Origin of the sequence: Pseudomonas sp. NGC7 (genome assembly GCF_047159675.1) — a bacterium.
GTDB lineage: Bacteria > Pseudomonadota > Gammaproteobacteria > Pseudomonadales > Pseudomonadaceae > Aquipseudomonas > Aquipseudomonas kermanshahensis.
On sequence record NZ_BAAFZY010000001.1, the window covers coordinates 2,018,024 to 2,038,208 of the forward strand.

Sequence of the window (20,185 nt, forward strand, 5' to 3'; positions counted from 1 at the left end):
TTTTTTCAGACTAACGCGAGCAAGGTTGATCCTTGCCATACAGCGGCCATTGCTTTTAGCCGTACAGTCGCCAACTATTGGGCACGAATGCGCAACTGCATGGGAGGGGAGGGGTGATGTACAAGGTCTATGGCGATTACCAGTCGGGCAACTGCTACAAGGTCAAGCTGATGCTGAGCCTGCTGGGCCGGCCGTATGAGTGGCACCCGGTGGATATTCTAAAAGGCGAAACCGAGACGCCTGAATTTCTGGCGATGAACCCCAATGGCAAGGTGCCGGTGCTGGAGCTGGAAGACGGCACGTACCTGTGGGAATCCAATGCCATCCTCAACTTCCTCGCCGACGGCAGCGAGTTCCTGCCTACTGAGCCGCGGTTGCGCACGCAGGTCTTGCAGTGGCAGTTTTTCGAGCAGTATAGCCATGAGCCGTATATTGCCGTGGCGCGGTTCATCCAGTTTTACCTGGGGCTGCCGGATGATCGGTTGGAGGAGTACCGCAAGCTGCACAAGGGCGGGTACAAGGCGCTGAAGGTAATGGAGCGGCAGTTGCAGATGACGCCGTACCTGGTGGGGCAGCAGTATTCGATTGCCGACGTGGCGTTGTATGCCTACACCCATGTGGCGCAGCAGGGTGGGTTCGACCTGACGGATTACCCGGCGGTCAGGGCCTGGCTGGAGCGCGTGGCCAGCCATCCGCGGCATGTGCCGATGGTGGGCTGAGCCTGTACCGGCCTCTTCGCGGTCCGACTTGTCCCGCGAAGAGGCCGGTAGCCCCCACGCGTTTCTGTCAAACGGACGCGAAGCGCTTGTCCAGGTAGGCAATGATGGCCTTGGACTCATACATCCAGCTCACCTTGCCTTCTTCCTCGATGCGCAGGCACGGCACTTTCACGCGGCCACCGCCTTCCAGCAGCGCCTGGCGATGCTCCGGGTCGTTCTTGGCGTCACGCAGCGCCACCGGCACGTTCAAGCGGTGCAGGGTGCGGCGGGTTTTGACGCAGAACGGGCAGGCATGGAACTGGTACAGCGCAAGGCCACTGGCCGCTTGCTCGACACGCGCCTGGGCGGCGGCATCGCGCTTGCGCTTGGCCGGGCGGCTGATCCAGTCGCCGAACACGATGAGCTGGCCGAGGCCAACCCGCAGGGCTTTGACGATCATGGGCAACTCCTGAAAAGAAAAAGCCGACCCAGCAGGGTCGGCTCAGGGTAACCAGCCAATCACTTGATCAGGCTGAGGAACTCACTGCGGGTGGCGGCGTTGGCGCGGAATTCGCCCAGCATCACCGAGGTGATCATGCTCGAATTCTGCTTCTCGACACCGCGCATCATCATGCACATGTGCTTGGCTTCGATGACCACGGCCACGCCGGCAGCGCCCGTTACCTGCTCGACCGCTTCGGCGATCTGGCGGCTGAGGTTTTCCTGAATCTGCAGGCGGCGTGCGTACATGTCGACGATGCGTGCCACCTTCGACAGGCCCAGCACCTTGCCCTTGGGCAGGTAGGCCACGTGCGCCTTGCCGATGAAGGGCAGCATGTGGTGCTCGCACATCGAGTACAGCTCGATGTCCCGGACCAGTACCATCTCGCTGTTGTCGGAGGTGAACAGCGCGCCGTTGGTGACTTCTTCCAGCGTCTGCTCATAACCGCGGCAAAGGTACTTCATGGCCTTTGCAGCCCGCTTGGGCGTGTCGAGCAGGCCCTCACGGGAGACGTCCTCGCCGATCTGGCTGAGAATCTCGGTGTAGTTCTGTTCCAGGGACATGTATCTACCTGTGGGAAAAATCGCAAAAACGAAGGGTACGGCGGCAAGGGCGGCGCTGCAAGCGCGGCGTTACTCGTCGCGTCCTTCGAGCATGGTTCGTTTAAGCATCACATACACCGCGCCGGTGCCGCCATGGCGCGGGTTGCACGAGGCAAAACCGAGCACTTGCGGGTGCTGGCGCAGCCAGGTGTTGACGTGACTCTTGATCATCGGGCGCTTGCCGTCGAGGCGCGCGGCCTTGCCGTGGGTGACGCGGACACAGCGCACTTCCAGCTTGGTGGCCTCGGCGATGAAGTCCCAGAGTGTTTCACGGGCTTTCTCGACGGTCATGCCGTGCAGGTCGAGGCTGCCCTCGAAGGCAATCTGGCCGAGCTTGAGTTTGCGCAGTTGGGTTTCCTGCACGCCGTCACGGCGCCACATCAGCTCGTCTTCGGCGCCAACGTCGATGACGAACTGGTCGGACATGCCGTCGATCACCAGTGCCTTGTCGCTGCGCACGGTAGCCGCCTGCCGCAGGCCGGCCAGCTGCTTGCGGTCGGCCTTGGGTTTGCCGACCTCGGCACGGTCGTGCTTGATCGGCTTGACGCCGCGCACTTCGGCATGGAACAGGGAAAAGTCGTCGTCTTGCATGATGCCTCCACGTGGGCGGCGTAGTTTACGCGACTGTGGGGCTGTGTGCAGCCTGTGCGGGCCTCTTCGCGGGCAAGCCCGCTCCCACAGGTTAGGTGAAGGCCCTGAGGGCAGCACAGTACCTGTGGGAGCGGGCTTGCCCCGCGAAGAGGCCCGCACAGGCGAACAAAAGACTCAGTCGTGTTTTTTCATCAAGTGCGGCGACAGGTTCAATTCCCGCCCGCGACGCAGGCGAATACGGCTGCGCCGCCAGAAGCGCACGCCCAGCCACAGCAACAGCAAGCCAGCCCCGGTGAGGATGCTGGCCAGCGGTTTGTTGGCATTGAGTTCTTGCAGGGCCGGGTAATTGCCCAGCAGGCCGGCGATGCCGGCCATGGCCAGCAGCACACCCAGCGTTGCCAGCAAGGCGGACAGGCCGGCAGCCAGGCGTGCGCCCCAATTGCGCGGTTCGCGCGTGCGCAGGCGTTTGGCGTCGAAACTGCCTTTGAGCTTCATTCCGATTTCCTCTGTGGATATCCGGAATTCGACCTGCGCTCGCCCTTTGGGTTCCGCCCGGCTGCCGGGCGGTCGTTACCCGCCCTGGATCAGATCAGGCTGGCGGTAGGGGCGACACAGGCGAAGTTGTCGGCCATCACGGCCATTTCACACTGGTGAATCTGTGCGGCCGGGATGACCCCGTCCTTGAACGCCAGGTCGCGGGTCGCCGAGGCGTCTTCCACCAGGGTGCACCGATAACCATAGTCCTTGGCGCGGCGCACGGTGGTGCTGACGCTGGAGTGGCTCATGAAACCGCAGACGATCAGGTCCAGGTGGCCCAGCGCCTGCAGGGTGTCGTGCAGCTTGGTGTTCTTGAACGCGTTAGGCATGCGCTTTTCGATGACAGTTTCGCCTTCGAGTGGCTCCAGCCCAGGGATGAACTGGCCACCGCTGCCTTGTGGGTCGAAACGGCCACCGACAGTGCCCAGGTGACGGACGTGGATGATCGGACGGCCGCTCTTGCGCGCGGCATCGAGCAACCGGGCGATGTTGGCCACGGCCTCGTCCATGCCCGACAGTGCCAGGGGACCACTGAGGTACTCCTTTTGCGCATCGATGATGATCAGGCTGGCGTGGCTCAGCTTGGCCGGCGGGTAGTCGCGACCAGTGAGGCGGAACATCGTGGTTGGAACGGACATCAAGGGCTCCTTGGAAGGGCTTTTGTATACCTATTGTCCCTTGCCTTGGCGTCAATGGGAATGGTTGACATCGCAAACAGCATGGTTACTGGCCTGTGGCTACCCTTTGGGGAACGCCAAGGAACAATTGTGCGGGTTGGGCTGTTAGACTTTTGTACGGTCTGAATTAGGAGTACCCCCGTGATCACATCCCGTCTGCGCACGCTGCGCGACTACATTCGCTGGGCGGTCAGCCGCTTCCACGAGCGCGAGCTGTTCTTCGGCCACGGTGCCGACAACGCCTGGGACGAAGCCCGCCTGCTGGTGCTGGGCGCCGTGCACCTGCCATGGGAGGTGGCCGACAGCTACCTGGACTGCATGCTCGAGGACGACGAACGCGTGCGCCTGCAGCACCTGCTCAAGCGGCGCATAGAAGAGCGCGTGCCCACCGCCTACCTGCTGGGCGAGGCGTGGTTCTGTGGCATGTCGTTCATTGTCGACGAGCGCGTGCTGGTGCCCCGTTCGCCGATTGGCGAGCTGATCGAAAAACGTTTCGAGCCGTGGCTGGCGTCAGAGCCTGCGCGCATTCTGGACCTGTGCACCGGGTCTGGTTGCATCGGCATCGTCGCGGCCGAAGTGTTCCCCGAGGCCGAAGTGGTGCTGGGCGACCTGTCGTTCGATGCCCTTGAGGTGGCGAACCAGAACATCGAGCGTCACGGCCTGGACATGCGCGTCTACACCGTGCAGGGCGATGGTTTCGATGGCCTGCCAGGGCAGCGCTTTGACCTGATCCTGTCCAACCCGCCGTATGTCGATGCCGAAGATTTTGGCGACATGCCGGCCGAGTATCACCACGAGCCTGAGCTGGGCCTGGCCTGCGGTAACGATGGCCTGGACCTGGTGCGGCGGATGCTGGCCGAGGCGGCTGACCACCTGACCGACAAAGGGTTGCTGATTGTCGAAGTGGGCAACAGCCAGGTGCATGTCGAGTCGCTGTACCCCGAGGTGGATTTCGCCTGGCTGGAATTCGAGCGGGGCGGGCATGGGGTGTTCATGCTGACAGCCGAGCAGTGCCGGCAGCATCAAGAGCTGTTCAAAGCCCGAGTTTGAGTGGGGGCTGCTTTGCAGCCCATCGCCGGCAAGCCGGCTCCCACAGGTACAGCGCCGTTTTCAAGGCCAGTGCTGCACCTGTGGGAGCAGGTTTACCCGCGAAGCAGGCGCCACGGTCTCAGCGGGTAGCAATCCAGATCAACAACCCGGCCTGAAACATCGCAAATGCCACCAGGCAGGTGATGGTAAAGCGCAACCCGCCATCTTCACGCCGGTACTTGGCCACCCGCTCATCCCGTTCGCGCAGTTGGCCTTCCATTTCCTGCAGCTGTTGATCGGCCTGCTGCAGCAAGTTGGCCGCATCGAGAATCTCCACCCGCTGCAGCCGCTCGCTGCTCCAGGCGCCTTTCAGCTGGCCCACCGTGGCTTCAACGGTACGGCCTTTGAGGTGCTGAGGGTCTTCGTACTCCACTTCGATACCCACCCCGCGCAAGAACTGGTCCCGGCGCAGGCGTGAATCCTCGCTCAGGGCATCCTTGCTCGGCAGTGCCATGCCTTCGACCCGGTAATGCGACCACCTGCGCTGCAGCCATTGCACGGCCTGGGCCAGCATGAAGCGGCCGATACCGCGGTTCAGGGGTTCCAACTGCAGGCCCTGGTCGCTGCCAATGCGCACCAGGCGTTCGGCGTGGTCGACGCGGATATCCAGGTGGTTCTGTTCTTTGCGCACTTTTTGCCCTGGCAGCTGGATTTCCATGCGCAGCAGGCTGTGGGCTTTGTCGTGGCGCTCGGCGTAGCCGAACTGCACAAAACGCAGGGGGCGGGCGCCGGTGGCGCGGTCGGTGGGCAAGGGGGCCAGGCGCAACAGCTGGAAGTGTTCGGCGGCAAGGTCGGCCCAAGGCAGCGCGGCGCCGTCCTGGGGTTGTGGCTCGTCGGCCGGCTCTTGGGCGGCGGGGGCAATTGTCATGGGGCTGTCCTTATGTGCGTGCTGGCAGCCAGAGGGGCACTGCGTGCCCCTTTCGCGACACAAGGCCGCTCCTACAAAAGCGTACGCGATCGCCAGTGTAGGAGCGGCCTTGTGTCGCGAAAGGGCCGCGCAGCGGCCCCAATTCTTGCCGCCATCTACTCTATCGGCAGCCCCGGCCAAGACCTGAGGGTCAGGCCGATGGCAAATGCTGGATGAACGTGACGATCCGCTCCCCCAGCTCACGGGCCAGTGGCAGCTCGGGGTTGAGGTAGCTGTCACGCTGTTCGCTCATGGCCTTGGGGCTGATGCGCAGCATGTGGTTCATGCCATCGATCAGCACCAGTTGCGCATCCGGTTTCGCAGCCTTGAGGCGCTCGGCATCCGTTACGTCGACCTGCACGTCATTGCGGCCCTGGACGATCAGCGCCGGCATCGGCAATTGCGCGAACGCCGCCGCCGGGTTCTGCCGGAACAGCGAAATCAAGTAGGGCTGCACGCTGGGGCGGAACACCTGGCGCAGCGGCGCGGGCACATCCAGGCTGGTCTGCCCAGCCTGCAGGCGGTCGAGCAAGTCACTGCCACGGGCCAATTGGGCGGGCGGCAGGCGCTGGGCCAACTGTTCGCGCAGTACGTCGGCCAACGGGCGGCCGACGCCGGCCAAGGTGATCACCGCGCTGGCACCTGCCTGTTCGGCGGCGAGGCTGGCGATCAGCGCGCCTTCGCTGTGGCCCACCAGAATCAGCGGGCCGAACCGCGGGTCGGCCTTGAGCTTGTGGCTCCAGGCAACCACATCGGCGACATAGCGCTCGACGCTGAGGTCACGCTCATCGGGCGTGGCCGGCTGGCTCGCGGCCACGCCGCGCTTGTCATAGCGCACGCTGGCAATGTGGTCGTTGGCCAGCACCAGGGCCAGCCGCTTGAGGTTGTCGATACGCCCCGTGGCCGGGTTGTTGCCGTCTCGGTCGGTGGGGCCGGAGCCCGCGATGATCAACACCACCGGGGGCGGCGTGGCCTGTTGTGGTAGCAGCAGGCTGCCGTGCAGCACGCCCTGGCCGGTGTCGAGGTCGATGGGGCGCTGCAAGACGGTGGGGGAGGCGGCCTGGGCGAGGCCAGCACAGAGCATGAACAACAAGGCGACGAGGCGCGGCATCATGGGGTACTACGGTGGGGAGATGTCGGTTTGACCCAATGTTTGTGGGAAGGTTCGGTGGGTAGTTGCCTGTGCGGGCCCTTTCGCGGGCAAGCCCGCTCCCACAGGATGGACTGCCCCCAGAAAGTTGGACAGTTTCAGCTAGCAGCCTGAGCCCTGTAATCAACAGGGCTCAGGCCGTTAAGCCTTAGCTTGATGCGGTCGGGGCTATAGCTCAGCTGGGAGAGCGCCTGCATGGCATGCAGGAGGTCAGCGGTTCGATCCCGCTTAGCTCCACCAATTTTGCCGCGGTTTGTGAAAACGAACCGGCACGAAGGTTACGTCCCCTTCGTCTAGTGGCCTAGGACACCGCCCTTTCACGGCGGTAACAGGGGTTCGAGTCCCCTAGGGGACGCCATCGCGGGTATAGGTCTTACGCTCTTGCATGGAACCTCCTGAATGGGCGAATCATATCGCCCTTAAGAGGTGTCCGGGATCATTAGGCCAGTTCAGCTTGCCCCGCGAAGAGGCCGGCGCAGGCAACCGCACATCTCAATCCACCCCAACAAACCCACCGGTCTGGTGATGCCACAACCGCGCATACAACCCTTGCTGCGCCAGCAACTCACTGTGGCTGCCACTCTCGACGATATGCCCTTTGTCCAGCACCACCAGCCGGTCCATCCGGGCAATGGTCGAAAGCCGGTGGGCGATGGCGATCACGGTCTTGCCCTGCATGAGCGTTTCCAGGCTCTCCTGGATCGCGGCTTCAACCTCAGAATCCAGCGCTGAAGTGGCCTCGTCCATGATCAGGATCGGTGCGTTCTTCAATAGCACCCTCGCAATCGCGATACGTTGACGCTGGCCGCCAGACAACTTGACCCCACGCTCGCCCACATGCGCATCGAAGCCGGTACGCCCTTGGGCGTCGGTCAACTGCGGAATGAACTCGTCGGCGCGGGCGCGGCGTACGGCTTCAAGCAGTGCCGCTTCGCTGGCCTCTGGGCGGCCGTACAGCAGGTTGTCGCGGATCGAGCGGTGCAACAGCGAGGTGTCCTGGGTGATCATGCCAATCTGCGCACGCAGGCTGGCCTGGCTCACTTCGGCAATGTCCTGGCCATCGATGAGGATGCGCCCACCCTGCACGTCATACAGCCGCAGCAGCAGGTTCACCAGGGTCGATTTGCCTGCGCCAGAAGGGCCGATCAGGCCAATCTTTTCGCCCGGGGGGATGTTCAGATTGAGCCCTTCGATCACGTTGCTGGCTTTGCCGTAGTGGAAGTCCACATCGTCGAAATGCACCGCGCCACGGCTCACCTTCAATGCCGGCGCATTGGGCTTGTCAGTGACGGTGACCGGCTGGGCGATGGTCTGCAGGCCGTCCTGGACCATGCCGATGTTCTCGAAGATGCCGTTGACCACCCACATGATCCAGCCCGACATGTTGACGATGCGGATCACCAACCCGGTGGTCAGGGCAATTGCCCCCACGGTAATCAGCGACTGGCTCCACAGCCACAGCGCCAGGCCGGTGGTGCCGACCACCAGCAAGCCGTTGAGGGTGGTGATGACCACGTCCATGCTGGTGATCACCCGCGAGGCCAGTTGCGTTTTTTCGGTCTGCTCGCGGATCGCCTCACGGGCGTACTGCTGTTCGTAGTCGGTATGGGCGAACAGCTTGAGGGTGGCGATGTTGGTGTAGCCGTCGACGATGCGCCCCATCAGTTTGGAGCGTGCGTCGGACGAAATTACCGAGCGCGCCTTTACCCGTGGCACGAAGTAGAACAGCGCGGCGATGTAACAGGCGATCCACGCCAACAGTGGCAGCATCAGGCGCCAGTCGGCCTCGGCGAACAGGACCAGCGAGCTGACGGCATAGATCAGCACGTGCCACAGGGCGTCCACTGCCTGTACCGCCGAATCGCGCAGCGAGTTGCCGGTTTGCATGATGCGCTGGGCAATACGCCCGGCGAAGTCGCTTTGAAAGAAGTTCAGGCTCTGCTTGAGCACATAGGAGTGGTTTTGCCAGCGGATCAGGCTGGTCATGCCCGGGTTGATGGTCTGGTGCACCAGCAGGTCGTGCAGGCCGAAGAACAGCGGGCGCAGCAGCAGGATCACCACCAGCATCCAGATCAGCTCACCGCTGTGTTCGCTGAAGAAGTTGGCATTGGGCGTGCCTTGGGCCAGGTCGATGATACGGCTCAGGTAGCTGAACATCGCCACTTCGATCAACGAAGCGACCAGGCCGACCACCAGCAGGGCGGCGAAGCTTGGCCAGACCTGGCGCAGGTAATACAGGTAGAACGGCCACACCGTGCTCGGCGGTGCTTCGCTCGGTGCCTCGCGAAAAATGTCGATAAGTCGTTCGAAACGGCGGTACAGCATGGGTGACAACACTCCTGTTGGTCCGGCCTTCAGGCGGGTTCACGTCCCTGTGAAACCTGCATTCAGTCGATACGTTTGGTGGACTTGATATAGACCGGATCGGCCGGCACGTCGCGCATGCCCTTTTTCACAGTGGTCGGTGAGTTGACGATCTGGTCGACCACTTCCATGCCTTTGGTCACCTTGCCAAACACGGCATAGCCACGGTCACGGCCTGGGTTGAGGAAGTCGTTGTCAGCCACGTTGATGAAGAACTGGCTGGTAGCCGAATTCGGGTCCGAGGTGCGGGCCATGGACAGGGTGCCGCGGGTGTTCAGCAAGCCATTGCTGGCTTCGTTGCGGATCGGGTCCTGGGTGCTCTTCTGCACCATCTGGTCGGTGAAGCCGCCGCCCTGGACCATGAAGCCCGGGATCACGCGGTGGAAGATGGTGTTGTTGTAGAAGCCGCTGTCGACGTACTGGAGGAAGTTCTTGGTACTGATCGGCGCCTTCTCGGCATTCAACTCGATTTCGACCTGACCGAAGCTGGTGTCCAGCAACACGTGAGGGGTCTTGTCGGACGCCATGACGCTGGTGGCGAAGGCGACCGAGCAGGCGGTGAGCAGGAGTTTTTTCAGCATGGGCTCAAAGATCCTTGAGAGGTGGAAGCAGCTGCAAGAAACTGCAGCAGGGTCTGGTTGAAGACCTCGGGTTGATCGAGGGGCGTAGCGTGCCGGGAATCGTCGATGACTACCAGCCTGGCCTGCGGCATCAGGGCTACGTAGCGCTCTTTCAGATGTATCGGCGTGTAATCGTGGTCGGCGGCAATCACCAGCGTGGGACAGCGAATTTGCCCAATGCGTTCCTGCACGCCCCAGTCAACGATGGCGTCGAAGCTTTTGAGGTAGGCGCGCTTGTCGTTGCGTGCCCAGCGCTGCGCCATCTTCTGGCGCAGGTCAGCTTGGCCGGGCTTGGGGAACAGGCGCTGGGCCAGGCCTTTGCCCACGGTCTCGACGCTGAGCAGGCGTGCCAGGCCCCAACGCTTGGCCCACCAGGCCCAGTCGCTGCGGGAGCGGCGCTTAACCTCCGGGGCGCTGTTGACAATGCACAGGCTGCGCAGCCAGCGCGGGTGATCGACGGCAAACTGGAAGCCGACCATCCCACCCATCGACAGGCCCACGAAGTGCACCGGGCCGGTCTGCAGGTGTTCGAGCAGGGCCAGCAGGTCTTCGCTGAAGGTGGCGATCTGGTAGCCGTCGCGGGGTTTGTCGGAGCGGCCGTGCCCGCGAATGTCCATGACGATGACCCGGTAGTGGCGGCTCAACAGCGGTATCTGCAGCTCCCAGTCCTGGCAGCTGGAGCCCAGGCCATGCAGCAGCACCAAGGGTTCGCCCTGGCCGTATTCCTCGTAATGCAGTAAGCATCCTTCGTGTTCGAAATAGGCCATGGGCGCGGTCCTCTCAGGCTTGTGGGGGGGCTGCGAAGGGCACGTCCAGAGGCGCGGTGTCGAAGTTGCGCAGCAGGTCGATGAGAATCTGCGTAGCCGGGCCCAGGGTCTTCTCTTTGCTCGAATAAAGGTAGAACAGTGGGTGACGGCTGCCACCCTGATCCAGCGGCAACGGCTTGAGCACGCCTTCACGCAGTTCGCGCTCGATCATGTGCCGCGGCAGCCAGGCAAAGCCCAGGCCGCTGCTGACGAAGGTGGTGGCGGTGCCCAAGCTGCCGACGGTCCAGCGCTGCTCTGCGCCCAGCCAGCCGACATCCAGCGGTTGGGCGCGGCCAGAGTCGCGGATCACCACCTGCAGCTGGCTTTCCAGGTCCTGGAAGGTAATTTCACGGCCCAGGCGGTGCAGGCTGTGTTCGGGGTGGGCAACGGCGATGAACTCTACCGCGCTCAGTTCGGCGCCCAGGTAGCCGCCGATGCTGTAGCTGCTGATGGCCAGGTCAGCGATGCCTTCGCGTAGCACTTCCTCGACGCCCGACAACACCTCTTCACGCAGACGCACCCGGCAACCGCGGCTTTGCGGCATGAACGCACTCAGCGCACGAACCAGCCGGGCGCTGGGGTAGGCGGCGTCGACCACCACGCGCACCTCGGCTTCCCAGCCTTGCTCCATGTGATGGGCAAGGTCTTCGAGCTGGCTGGCCTGTTTGACCAGGTGGCGTGAGCGGCGCAGCAGCACGTTGCCAGCCTCGGTGAGCACCGCTTTGCGCCCATCGATGCGCAGCAGCGGAACACCGAGCTGCTCTTGCATGCGGGCCACGGTGTAGCTGACCGACGACTGCGAACGGTGCAGCGCCTCGGCGGCCTGGGCAAACCCCCCGTGATCGACCACTGCTTGCAGTGTTCGCCACTGATCAAGGGTTACGCGCGGCGCTTTCATGTTTCGCTCCTGTTGTCCTAAGCTGCGCTCTTCCAAGGAGAGCGCCCCATGAAGAAATGTTGTGCGGCAATACTGATGTGCCTGCCCCTCGGTGCCATGGCTTACCCCATCGATGTGGAGAAGCAATTGGAGGATGGGGTCAAGCTCGACTACACGGCCTACGATACCGCCTACGACATTGGCGCCATCACCCTCAACAACTATGGGCAGGTGCCTGCAGCCTGCAAGGTGATGTTCCGCAACGGCCCGGAAGCGCCCCGGGTGCGCCGGGTGAACGTGCCGGCGGGTAAAAGCGTCGACGTCACCGCCAAGTTCAATCGCCAGATCATCAAATTGCGGATCAGCGTGAACTGTACAGCGGAATAAACGGATTAATCGATTGATTGAACCCACTTTTTACGCTTTTTTATCGATAGGTCAAGCCTTAATCTCACCTCCATCGAATCGCACCCTTTTTGCCGATGGAGGCACCCCATGTCCCGCGTACTGATCATCGAAAGCAGCGCCCGTCAGCAGGATTCCGTTTCCCGTCAACTGACCCGCGACTTTATCCAGCAATGGCAGGCCGCCCACCCGAGCGATGAGATCACCGTACGTGACCTGGCTGTGACCTCGGTGCCGCACCTGGATGCCAACCTGCTCGGTGGCTGGATGAAGCCCGAAGAGCAGCGCAGTGCCGCCGAACTCGAAGCACTGGCCCGCTCCAATGAGCTGACGGATGAACTGCTGGCGGCCGACGTGCTGGTGATGGCTGCGCCGATGTACAACTTCACCATCCCCAGCACCCTCAAGGCCTGGCTGGACCACGTGTTGCGCGCCGGCATCACCTTCAAGTACACCCCGACCGGCCCGCAGGGCCTGCTGACTGGCAAGCGCGCCATCGTCCTGACCGCCCGCGGTGGCATTCATGCCGGCGCCACCAGCGACCACCAGGAACCCTACCTGCGCCAGGTGATGGCGTTCATCGGCATTCACGATGTGAATTTCATCCATGCCGAAGGCCTGAACATGAGCGGCGACTTCCACGAAAAGGGCATCAACCAGGCCAAGGCCAAGCTGGCTGCGGTGGCCTGAGCGTCAACGAATTCCCAACCCTGACACCTGTTTTTGCTCCTTTGGGTGTACCTGCCCGGCCTGATGGCCGGGCTTTTTTATGCCTGCGGCCCATGCGATCAATTGTAGGAGCGGCCTTGTGTCGCGAAAGGGCTGCAAAGCAGCCCCATCATGCTTGAGGTGAAGCGTAAATCTGGGGCCGCTACGCAGCCCTTTCGCGACACAAGGCCGCTCCTACAAAAACTCAGCCCCCACATTCCGCAGGGTTGAACAGATTGCCCGCAACCCGCTAAGGTCGCCGCCTTGATCCACGAGAGGCAACCATGGGCTACCTGATTATCGTCGCGCTGATTCAGGCGTTTTCCTTCAGCCTGATCGGCGAGTACCTGGCTGGGCACGTCGACAGCTACTTTGCCGTGCTCGCCCGGGTGCTGCTGGCAGGCCTGGTGTTCTTGCCGCTGACCCGCTGGCGCCAGGTCGAGCCGCGCTTCATGCGTTCGATGCTGCTGATCGGTGCGCTGCAATATGGCATTACCTATGTCTGCCTGTACCTGAGCTTTCGCGTGCTCACCGTGCCAGAAGTGCTGCTGTTCACCATCCTCACGCCGTTGCACGTGACCCTGATCGAAGATGCCTTGAACCGGCGTTTCAACCCATGGGCGTTGCTGGCCGCGCTGGTGGCCGTGGCGGGAGCCGCGGTGATTCGTTTCGACAGCATCAGTGGTGAGTTCTTCATCGGCTTCCTGCTGCTGCAACTGGCCAACTTCACCTATGCCGCCGGCCAGGTGCTGTACCGTCACCTGATCGCCCGAAACCCCAGCGACCTGCCGCACTACAAGCGCTTCGGCTACTTCTACCTCGGGGCCTTGATCGTCGTGCTGCCGGCGTTTTTGCTGTTCGGCAATGCCCAGCACCTGCCCAGCACCGATGTGCAATGGCTGGTGCTGTTGTTCCTTGGGTTGTGCCCGACCGCGCTGGGCCTGTACTGGTGGAACAAGGGCGCGTGCCTGGTTTCCGGGGCGACGCTGGCCGTGATGAACAACCTGCATGTGCCGGTGGGGCTGTTGCTCAACCTGTTGATCTGGAACCAGCACGAGCCACTGGGGCGGTTGCTTATTGGCGGCGCGGTGATTCTGGCGTCGGTGTGGATGAGCCGGTTGGGTAGCCGCACTGACGTCGCGCTGACCCGCAAGGCCTGATATGCATACCCTCGTTGTCATCGTCGCGCCGATCTTTGCCCTCATCCTGGTCGGCTACCTGTGCCGTCGCGCCAACAAGCTCGGCGACAAGGCCGCAGCCGAAATCAACAAGATGGTGGTCTGGCTCTGCCTGCCGGCCTTGCTGTTCAAGGTGACCGCCACTGCGACCTGGAGCGAGATCTGGCACCCAGGCTTCATCGTGGCGTTTGGCACGGGCGCTCTGGCCATGTTCGTGGTCACGCTGGCGTGGCGGCTGTACAGCGGCCATAACCTGGTTGCCGCGAGCATCGACGGGCTCAGTGCAGGGTATGCCAACACCGGCTACATCGGCATCCCGCTGTGCCTGTTGCTGTTCGGCCAGGCGGGCTTGCAGCCGGCGCTGATCTCGTCGTTGATCGTGGTGTGCCTGGTGTTCGCCATTTCGCTGACCTTTATTGAGGTCGGGCTGCAGGAAGAGCGGCAGGTCGGCCGGGCGGTGCTGGTGGTGAGCAAGGCGCTGGCGAAGAACCCGCTGGTGATTTCGCCGGTGGTGGGGGCGGGGTGGGCCATGAGCGGGTTGGGGCTGGCCGAGCCGGTGATGCATTTTCTCGACATGCTGGCGTTGGCTACCACGCCGTGCGCCTTGATATCGCTGGGCGCATTCCTGGCAGAAAAGCGCGCGGGTGCGCAAGCCAGCCCGTGGCCGTTGGTGGGATTGAAACTGGTTGGGCAGCCGGCCCTGACTTGGGTGCTGGCGTACAAGGTATTCAGCCTGCCGAGCATGTGGGCGGCTTCGGCGGTGCTGCTGGCGGCGCTGCCGACCGGGACCGGGCCGTACATGCTGGCGGAGTACTACAACCGCGAGGCGGGGTTGATTTCGCGGACGATCCTGTTGTCGACCGTGGCTTCGTTGGTGACCCTGACCGGGTTGTTGTACCTGCTGGGTTACGCGGGGTGATTCGGGGGCGCTTTGCGCCCCACTCGCAGCACAAGGCTGCTCCTACAGGGAGCGCGTACCTCCGGTAGGAGCGGCCTTGTGCTGCGAATGGGCTGCAAAGCAGCCCCAGCGATCTCAAGCCTCGCTCATCTCTTCCAACCGGTGCGGCACTCGCCCGCTCAACCCCACCCGCATGTCATTGCCACTCGGCTGTTGATACAAGCTCAAACCAAACTCCGGCAACACCGCCAGCAGATAATCGAAGATATCCCCCTGAATCCGCTCGTACTCCGCCCACACCGTGGTGGTGGTGAAGCAGTAGATTTCCAGCGGCACACCCTCGGCGCCGGTCTGCATCTGCCGGACCATGCAGGTCATGCCCTGATGCACATTGGGGTGGTTCTTCAGGTAAGCCAGCGCAAACGCGCGGAAGGTGCCGATATTGGTCAGCTTGCGGCGGTTGGCGGACAGCTCGGCCACCGGCCCCAGCGCTTCGTTCCAGGTTTGCAGTTCCTGGCGCTTGCCAGCCAGGTAGTCGCCCAGCAGGCGTACTTGGGTCAGGCGTTGTTCCTCTTCGCGGGTCAGAAAACGCACACCCGCCGCGTCGATGAACAGGCTGCGCTTGATGCGCCGGCCGCCTGACTGCTGCATGCCGCGGTAGTTGCGGAACGATTCGCTCATCAAGCGCCAGGTCGGGATCGAGACGATGGTCTTGTCGAAGTTCTGCACCTTCACCGTGTGCAAGGTGATGTCCACCACATCGCCATCGGCACCGACCTGGGGCATTTCGATCCAGTCACCCACATGCAGCATGTCGTTGCTGGTCAATTGCACGCTGGCCACGAACGACAGCAGGGTGTCCTTGTAGACCAACAGCAGCACCGCCGACATGGCACCCAGGCCCGACAGCAGCAGCAACGGCGAGCGGTCGATAAGCGTGGCGACGATGACGATGGAGGCGAAGATCCACAGCATCATCTTGGCCAGTTGCACATAGCCCTTGATTGAGCGGGTGCGGGCATGCTCGGTGCGCGCGTAGATGTCGAGCAAGGCATCCAGCAGGCACGACAGGGCCATGGTCATGAACAGCAGGGTAAAGGCCAGGGCAACGTTGCCGAGGAAGTGCTGCGCCGTGTCGGACAGCTCCGGCACCAGCTTCAGGCCAAACTGCAGCACCAGCGACGGTGTGGTCTGCGCCAGCCGGTGCAACACTTTGTTGTGGCGCAGGTCATCCAGCCATTTCAGCGCCTGTTGGCGCGCCAGCAGGCGGGTGCCGTGCAGCATCAGGAAGCGCGAAAGGCGGCCGACGACTAGAGAAATCAGCAGCAGGACGGCCAGTCCGATGGCGGCGTGGAGCATGGGATGTTGATCGAGGGTGCCCCAGAGGTCGAGGGAGTCACGCCAGATTCGTTGGATATCCATGGGGTTTTGAACAGTCTGTATTGCCAAACGAAGCGCCATTAGAGCGCGGATGCCGATAAAGTTGCCAAAAGAAATTCGGCTATGGCGGCAGAAAACGTTACCCTATGCAACTGAATTTCCCGCACTTGCCTGAGGTTACCTCCGTGTTTTCCCAATTCGCCCTGCACGAACGCCTGCTTAAAGCCGTGGCCGAGCTTAAATTTGTCGAGCCGACCCCGGTGCAGGCAGCGGCCATCCCCCTGGCCCTGCAAGGGCGTGACCTGCGTGTGACCGCGCAGACCGGCAGCGGCAAGACCGCGGCATTCGTCCTGCCAATGCTCAATCGCCTGGTCGACCTGAGCGGCCCGCGCGTGGAAATCCGTGCGCTCATCCTGCTGCCCACCCGTGAGCTGGCACAACAAACCCTCAAGCAGGTGCAACTGTTCTCCCAGTTCACCTACATCAAGGCCGGCCTAGTTACCGGCGGTGAGGACTTCAAGGAACAGGCCGCCATGCTGCGCAAGGTGCCGGACGTGCTGATCGGCACCCCGGGCCGCCTGCTCGAGCAACTCAACGCCGGCAACCTGGACCTGTCCCACGTCAAGGTCATGATCCTCGATGAAGCCGACCGCATGCTCGACATGGGCTTTGCCGAAGACATGGAGCGCCTGTGCAAGGAGTGTGAGAACCGTGAGCAGACCCTGCTGTTCTCCGCCACCACAGGCGGCGCGGCCCTGCGCGACATCATCGGCAAGGTGTTAAAAGACCCTGAGCACCTGATGCTCAACAGCGTCTCGCAGTTGGCCGAAGGCACCCGTCAGCAGATCATCATGGCTGACCACGACCAGCACAAAGAGAAGATCGTCCAGTGGTTACTGGAAAACGAGACCTACCAGAAGGCGATCATCTTCACCAACACCCGTGCCCTGGCCGACCGTATCTATGGCCACCTGGTGGCCAAGGACGTGAAGGCCTTCGTCCTGCACGGTGAGAAGGACCAGAAAGACCGCAAGCTGGCCATTGAGCGCTTCAAGCAGGGCAGCTCCAACGTGTTGGTGGCAACCGACGTTGCCGCCCGTGGCCTGGACATCGACGGCCTGGACCTGGTGATCAACTTCGACATGCCACGCAGCGGTGACGAGTACGTGCACCGTATTGGCCGTACCGGCCGTGCGGGGGGCGAAGGCCTGGCGATCTCGTTGATCACCCACAACGACTGGAACTTGATGTCGAGCGTCGAACGCTACCTCAAGCAGCAGTTCGAGCGCCGGGTGATCAAAGAAGTCAAAGGCACCTACACCGGGCCTAAAAAGGTCAAGGCGTCGGGCAAGGCTGCCGGTACCAAGAAGAAAAAGGTCGAGAAGAAGTCGGGTGACAAGAAGGCTGGCGTTAAGCGCAAGCCGACTGCCAAGCCAAAGGCCAACGCGCCACTGGCCAGCTCCGACGGCATGGCGCCGCTGAAAAAGCGCACGCCAGCGGCTGAGTAAGTCGTCTGTAGCCCTATCGCCGCCTTGCCGGCGATAGGGCCTTTACCGCCTCTGCGTCACTCCGCTTTCTTCTCCGCTGTCTTCAATTCCTTGATTCGCGTATCGATCAGCTGGCACTTGTCCGGCAGGTCCTTGCTCGCCGTCCCCAGCTCCATACCCTGGAGCTCATCGTTGATCTCCTTGGCCTTCTGCGGGTTCTGTTCGGTCAGCTGGCTGACCAGCCCGGCCAGTTCTTCGCGCTTCTGGGTGGCCTCCTCCGGCGTACAGGCCCAAGCGGGCAGTGCGCAGAGCAAGGCGGTTGCACAGGTGATGCGCAGCAGCGATTTCATCCTTTCTACCTCTCGCGTTGGCTATGCGCGGTGGAGGGTTCGGCTCCCTGAGAAGTTCAGCATCTGCGACAGGTGGCCTCCAGCTTTGCAGTTCCGTCCTGACTGATCCGCTTCAGAAGGCCTTTGCTGATGCTCTTTTCCTATCGAGTAGTAGTCCCTTTCTCTAACGCCCTCTAACCGCCGAGGCGCCATTGATGAGGGGTAGCCATACCGCTAGTCTCGGCAGAAAAGAGTGGGTATTGTATGTACGACTGTAAATACAGGTCGTCTCATGTTTTTTGAGTGGGATGAAGCCAAGAATGAAATCAACATCCGTAAACACGGCATCGACTTCGCCGATGTGCCAGACATGTTCAACCATCCTATGCTCACGCGACGAGACGATGATGTGGCATGTAGTGAAGAGCGCTGGGTTTGCCTGGGCTGGCTCAAGGCGCTGATAGGCGTTGTGGTTTATACGGAAAGGCGAGGCGAGGTAATACGCATCATATCCGCACGCAAAGCCACCAAATGGGAGGCCAAACACTATGACCAAAGCATCGAAAACTGATTGGGGCCGTTTGGCCCGGCAGGAAGACAAGGATATCGATACTTCCGATATCGCCGAGTTGGATCAGGATTTTTTTCGCCAGGCCGACCTGCGGGTTCCTGCAAAGCAGGCGGTGACCATTCGCCTGGACGCTGATGTTCTTGCCTGGTTCAAGGATCAGGGCGCCGGGTATCAGACGCGTATAAATCAGTTGCTGCGCCAGTACATGCAGGCTCAGCAAAGACAGCGCTGATATCTTTCTGAACGCAGCCTGTCAGCGGCAGGTCCCAACCTGTGTACCCCTTCCGTCCACAGCAGGAGCCTGCCGCCATGAGCACCACCTACGACTGGGACTTGATCGAACGCTTGCTGCATGAAGTGCAGAACAGCGCCGGTCACAGCTTTACGCCACGCCCCTATGCCGAGCAGCACGCCGCGGCGCTAGCCGCCAAAGGCCAGCCGATAGGCGATCTGGACCACCTGAAGACCCGAGCCTGCGAATACGAAAAACTGCTGTTCGAGCGCGGCTTCATCGAAAGTCGGCCTGATGAAGAGGGGGGCAACGGCGAAAACTTTGTCCTCAGCGAACGCGGTTCGCGCCTGTTGAGCCTGATCGACAGCAGCATCCCGGGCTTCGAGCACCCGCGTCAGGTCTTGGATGAACAAGCCGATGCGCTGGATGAAGCGACCTTTGAGCAGGTGTCATCGAAGGCACAGATTGCTTGAGGTCGTTTTGAGGGTGGCATGGGTGGGCCTGTAAACCCGATAATCGGCAGTCTTTGAAGACTGCCGAGCTGATCCCATGCCAATGATTACCCCAAAGGCCCGCCGATGAGCGCGGCCCGGAAGAACCCCGACGCTTTCGCTTTCCAGGTCATGCTTGGGTTGTGCCTGATCTGGGGCTGCCAGCAAGTGCTGATCAAGACGGCTGCCGTCGACATCGCCCCGGTCATGCAGGCCGCCTTGCGCAACTGCATCGCCGCTGTGCTGGTGGGCCTGATGATCTGCTGGCGCGGTGGTTGGGAGCAGGTGGGCAGCACTTGGCGCGCCGGGCTGTTGGCGGGTGGGTTGTTTGGTGTCGAATTCCTGTTCATCGCTGAAGGGTTGAAGCTGACGTCGGCAGCGCACATGTCGGTCTTCCTCTACACGGCACCGGTTTTCACGGCGTTGGGCCTGCACTTCATGCTGCCCAGTGAGCGGCTGCGGCTGCTGCAGTGGCTGGGGATCTTGCTGGCCTTCGGTGGGATTGCCACCGCGTTTGCCGGTGGCATGTCGTTTGAAGAAATGGACAGCCGCACGTTGCTGGGCGATGCCTTTGGCGTTGTGGCGGGGCTAGCCTGGGGTGCGACGACGGTGGTGGTGCGCTGTTCACGGCTTTCGGAAGCGCCGGCGACATTGACCCTGTTCTATCAGTTGGCGGTGGGCTTTGCCGGGCTGCTGCTGATTGCCTTGCTCAGCGGCCAGATCGGCGCGGTGTCGCTGACGCCTTTGGCGGTGGGCAGTGTGCTGTTCCAGGGGGTCGTGGTGTCGTTTGTCAGCTACCTGACCTGGTTCTGGTTATTGCGCAAATACCTGGCGTCTAACCTCGCGGTGTTTTCGTTCATCACGCCGCTGTTCGGCGTCACGTTCGGCGTGCTGCTGCTGGATGAGCCGCTGAGCGTGAACTTTGTACTTGGCGCGGTGATGGTGTTGCTTGGCGTAGTGCTGGTGAGCGCCGAGCCTTGGGTGAAGCAGCAATTGCGCAAATGGGTGGGGTGATAGCCGCTGCCCTAGGCTTCACTGACCGTCAACCGAAACCCCTGTAGGAGCAGCCTTGCGCTGCGAAGAGGC

General features: G+C 62.1%; 24 protein-coding genes and 2 tRNA genes. 13 read left to right on the forward strand and 13 right to left on the reverse strand.

What is annotated here, in order from left to right; genetic code table 11:
- Positions 1 to 116: 116 nt before the first annotated feature.
- A complete protein-coding gene (locus ACMCNM_RS09190) occupies positions 117 to 719 on the forward strand; it encodes a glutathione S-transferase family protein (protein WP_085273724.1) in 603 nt (200 codons plus the stop codon).
- Positions 720 to 786: 67 nt separating this feature from the next.
- Here ACMCNM_RS09190 and ACMCNM_RS09195 read toward each other — a convergent pair whose 3' ends face one another.
- The 5 genes from ACMCNM_RS09195 to ACMCNM_RS09215 all read right to left on the reverse strand — a co-directional run bounded on the left by ACMCNM_RS09195 (position 787) and on the right by ACMCNM_RS09215 (position 3,568).
- A complete protein-coding gene (locus ACMCNM_RS09195) occupies positions 787 to 1,158 on the reverse strand; it encodes a glutaredoxin family protein (protein ID WP_412764244.1) in 372 nt (123 codons plus the stop codon).
- A 59-nt stretch (positions 1,159 to 1,217) separates the two neighbouring features.
- Positions 1,218 to 1,763: a GTP cyclohydrolase I FolE gene (gene folE, locus ACMCNM_RS09200; protein WP_186679489.1), complete on the reverse strand. Its 546-nt coding sequence runs from the start codon at positions 1,761 to 1,763 to the stop codon at positions 1,218 to 1,220.
- Between the two features lie 69 nt (positions 1,764 to 1,832).
- Entirely contained in the window at positions 1,833 to 2,393 is a 561-nt protein-coding gene (locus ACMCNM_RS09205) for a Smr/MutS family protein (RefSeq protein ID WP_027596007.1), read from the reverse strand.
- Positions 2,394 to 2,567: 174 nt separating this feature from the next.
- A complete protein-coding gene (locus ACMCNM_RS09210; RefSeq protein ID WP_027596008.1) occupies positions 2,568 to 2,888 on the reverse strand; it encodes a hypothetical protein in 321 nt (106 codons plus the stop codon).
- 89 nt (positions 2,889 to 2,977) lie between these two features.
- Entirely contained in the window at positions 2,978 to 3,568 is a 591-nt protein-coding gene (locus ACMCNM_RS09215; RefSeq protein ID WP_085273722.1) for a cysteine hydrolase family protein, read from the reverse strand.
- 180 nt (positions 3,569 to 3,748) lie between these two features.
- Here ACMCNM_RS09215 and prmB point away from each other — a divergent pair, with 180 nt between their 5' ends.
- The gene (prmB, locus tag ACMCNM_RS09220) at positions 3,749 to 4,657 is read left to right on the forward strand and encodes a 50S ribosomal protein L3 N(5)-glutamine methyltransferase (protein ID WP_027596010.1); all 909 of its coding nucleotides are present in this window, start codon (positions 3,749 to 3,751) and stop codon (positions 4,655 to 4,657) included.
- 118 nt (positions 4,658 to 4,775) lie between these two features.
- Here prmB and ACMCNM_RS09225 read toward each other — a convergent pair whose 3' ends face one another.
- Both ACMCNM_RS09225 and ACMCNM_RS09230 read right to left on the reverse strand, forming a co-directional pair.
- On the reverse strand, positions 4,776 to 5,564 hold the full coding sequence (locus tag ACMCNM_RS09225) for a hypothetical protein (protein ID WP_027596011.1): 789 nt from the start codon (positions 5,562 to 5,564) through the stop codon (positions 4,776 to 4,778).
- Between the two features lie 190 nt (positions 5,565 to 5,754).
- Positions 5,755 to 6,717, reverse strand: a complete 963-nt coding sequence (locus ACMCNM_RS09230) for an alpha/beta hydrolase (protein WP_027596012.1) — start codon at positions 6,715 to 6,717, stop codon at positions 5,755 to 5,757.
- Positions 6,718 to 6,917: 200 nt separating this feature from the next.
- Here ACMCNM_RS09230 and ACMCNM_RS09235 point away from each other — a divergent pair.
- Together ACMCNM_RS09235 and ACMCNM_RS09240 are read left to right on the forward strand one after the other, a co-directional pair.
- Positions 6,918 to 6,993 (forward strand) — tRNA-Ala (locus ACMCNM_RS09235).
- A 42-nt stretch (positions 6,994 to 7,035) separates the two neighbouring features.
- Positions 7,036 to 7,111: transfer RNA gene (locus ACMCNM_RS09240), tRNA-Glu, on the forward strand.
- 134 nt (positions 7,112 to 7,245) lie between these two features.
- Here ACMCNM_RS09240 and ACMCNM_RS09245 read toward each other — a convergent pair.
- From ACMCNM_RS09245 to ACMCNM_RS09260, 4 genes are all read right to left on the reverse strand, one after another.
- Positions 7,246 to 9,078, reverse strand: a complete 1,833-nt coding sequence (locus ACMCNM_RS09245) for an ABC transporter ATP-binding protein (protein WP_412764245.1) — start codon at positions 9,076 to 9,078, stop codon at positions 7,246 to 7,248.
- A gap of 62 nt (positions 9,079 to 9,140) precedes the next feature.
- Positions 9,141 to 9,698, reverse strand: coding sequence for a peptidylprolyl isomerase (locus tag ACMCNM_RS09250; protein WP_412764246.1), 558 nt, complete (start codon positions 9,696 to 9,698; stop codon positions 9,141 to 9,143).
- Complete coding sequence (locus ACMCNM_RS09255) at positions 9,692 to 10,504, reverse strand: alpha/beta fold hydrolase (RefSeq protein ID WP_186681930.1); 813 nt, start codon at positions 10,502 to 10,504, stop codon at positions 9,692 to 9,694. Before ACMCNM_RS09255 ends, ACMCNM_RS09250 begins: the two co-directional genes overlap by 7 nt.
- A gap of 13 nt (positions 10,505 to 10,517) precedes the next feature.
- Positions 10,518 to 11,441 (reverse strand): LysR family transcriptional regulator, encoded by a 924-nt coding sequence (locus tag ACMCNM_RS09260; RefSeq protein WP_027593141.1) that lies wholly within the window; start codon positions 11,439 to 11,441, stop codon positions 10,518 to 10,520.
- A 48-nt stretch (positions 11,442 to 11,489) separates the two neighbouring features.
- Here ACMCNM_RS09260 and ACMCNM_RS09265 point away from each other — a divergent pair, with 48 nt between their 5' ends.
- The 4 genes from ACMCNM_RS09265 (at position 11,490) to ACMCNM_RS09280 (ending at position 14,630) form a co-directional block, all read left to right on the forward strand.
- Positions 11,490 to 11,807: a 3-phosphoglycerate kinase gene (locus tag ACMCNM_RS09265; protein ID WP_099430150.1), complete on the forward strand. Its 318-nt coding sequence runs from the start codon at positions 11,490 to 11,492 to the stop codon at positions 11,805 to 11,807.
- 108 nt (positions 11,808 to 11,915) lie between these two features.
- Positions 11,916 to 12,515, forward strand: coding sequence for an FMN-dependent NADH-azoreductase (locus tag ACMCNM_RS09270; protein WP_099455006.1), 600 nt, complete (start codon positions 11,916 to 11,918; stop codon positions 12,513 to 12,515).
- A 302-nt stretch (positions 12,516 to 12,817) separates the two neighbouring features.
- Positions 12,818 to 13,693, forward strand: a complete 876-nt coding sequence (locus ACMCNM_RS09275) for a carboxylate/amino acid/amine transporter (protein WP_186681928.1) — start codon at positions 12,818 to 12,820, stop codon at positions 13,691 to 13,693.
- A gap of 1 nt (position 13,694) precedes the next feature.
- Entirely contained in the window at positions 13,695 to 14,630 is a 936-nt protein-coding gene (locus tag ACMCNM_RS09280) for an AEC family transporter (protein WP_412764247.1), read from the forward strand.
- A 114-nt stretch (positions 14,631 to 14,744) separates the two neighbouring features.
- Here the strand turns inward: ACMCNM_RS09280 and ACMCNM_RS09285 are convergent, their stop codons facing one another.
- Positions 14,745 to 16,031: a mechanosensitive ion channel family protein gene (locus ACMCNM_RS09285; RefSeq protein WP_085272469.1), complete on the reverse strand. Its 1,287-nt coding sequence runs from the start codon at positions 16,029 to 16,031 to the stop codon at positions 14,745 to 14,747.
- 104 nt (positions 16,032 to 16,135) lie between these two features.
- Between ACMCNM_RS09285 and ACMCNM_RS09290 the strand changes: the two genes are divergently transcribed.
- Entirely contained in the window at positions 16,136 to 17,497 is a 1,362-nt protein-coding gene (locus tag ACMCNM_RS09290; protein ID WP_412764248.1) for a DEAD/DEAH box helicase, read from the forward strand.
- Between the two features lie 56 nt (positions 17,498 to 17,553).
- On the opposite strand, the gene ACMCNM_RS09295 is transcribed toward ACMCNM_RS09290, so the two are convergent.
- Entirely contained in the window at positions 17,554 to 17,826 is a 273-nt protein-coding gene (locus tag ACMCNM_RS09295; protein ID WP_099455003.1) for a hypothetical protein, read from the reverse strand.
- Positions 17,827 to 18,097: 271 nt separating this feature from the next.
- On the opposite strand from ACMCNM_RS09295, the gene ACMCNM_RS09300 reads away from it, so the two are divergent.
- From ACMCNM_RS09300 to ACMCNM_RS09315, 4 genes are all read left to right on the forward strand, one after another.
- A complete protein-coding gene (locus tag ACMCNM_RS09300) occupies positions 18,098 to 18,376 on the forward strand; it encodes a BrnT family toxin (protein ID WP_265968472.1) in 279 nt (92 codons plus the stop codon).
- Entirely contained in the window at positions 18,354 to 18,608 is a 255-nt protein-coding gene (locus ACMCNM_RS09305) for a BrnA antitoxin family protein (protein ID WP_099430144.1), read from the forward strand. The genes ACMCNM_RS09300 and ACMCNM_RS09305 overlap by 23 nt, the downstream gene beginning before the upstream one ends.
- Positions 18,609 to 18,685: 77 nt before the next feature.
- Positions 18,686 to 19,081 carry a hypothetical protein gene (locus tag ACMCNM_RS09310; RefSeq protein WP_027593132.1) on the forward strand — a complete coding sequence of 132 codons (396 nt, stop codon included), beginning with the start codon at positions 18,686 to 18,688 and terminating at the stop codon, positions 19,079 to 19,081.
- Positions 19,082 to 19,186: 105 nt separating this feature from the next.
- Positions 19,187 to 20,113 (forward strand): DMT family transporter, encoded by a 927-nt coding sequence (locus tag ACMCNM_RS09315; protein ID WP_027593131.1) that lies wholly within the window; start codon positions 19,187 to 19,189, stop codon positions 20,111 to 20,113.
- Positions 20,114 to 20,185 lie beyond the last annotated feature (72 nt).